General features: G+C 46.6%; 1 protein-coding gene. It reads right to left on the reverse strand.

Annotated elements, in window-relative coordinates:
* The coding region (locus ACS8FD_RS19785; protein ID WP_439277123.1) for an aminopeptidase N C-terminal domain-containing protein at positions 1-759 on the reverse strand (759 nt) is incomplete at both ends.

Here is a 759-nt window from a genome sequence, read left to right on the forward strand (position 1 = left end):
TCATCCAACCTTTGAATAACATTGGTATAGATATCTAAACCGTCTGGCGTCCAAAGTATAGTTGGCTGCGAAGCAAAAGCACTAATTACTGAGCGCACACGATTGGGCGTATTCCAATCGAAATCTGCATGAGTCAGCAGATCGTTAATCTTATCCGTATTCACATTGTCAGCAGCGGCTTGCACACTGAACCACAAATCAATCACTAAATCGTCTGCTTGAAAGCGATTATAAAAATCTGCCAAATACTCATCAGCCTTTGCGACCTGATAATTGACCATCGCCTTTAAAGCACCAAAGCGTTCGGTCATACAGCTAGCATTATCATACTGCTGCTGCGCCCATTCAGCTGCGCCTGTAACTTTGGCAGTCAATGCCATATCTAATACTACGTTACGCAATGCGCGCTTCCCGCGAGCCTCAGAGTTATCTTCATAGGACTGTAGCGGTAGTTGTTCATATAGCGTTGTCCACTGCTCCGCTAGCGACTCCGCCACTTGGCGATACAAGCCTTCACGCTGCTCTTTAATCAATACCGGATCATAGTTTTTGTGAATGGCAGAGGCCAACTCTTGCGCCGACGGAATATCGAGCAAGCGTGCAGCCAACATGGCATCATCAGTGGCTAGCGTTGGTAATGTCTGTGCCAATGCTTGCAGATACACTTCCGGATTGCTTTTAGCGCCCTGACCTTGCAGTAAAATACGATTGACTAGCATCTGCGTTACTTGCCAGCGGTTAAAACCATTGGTCTCATGT

The sequence above is a fragment of the Psychrobacter sp. 1U2 genome (genome assembly GCF_051847575.1).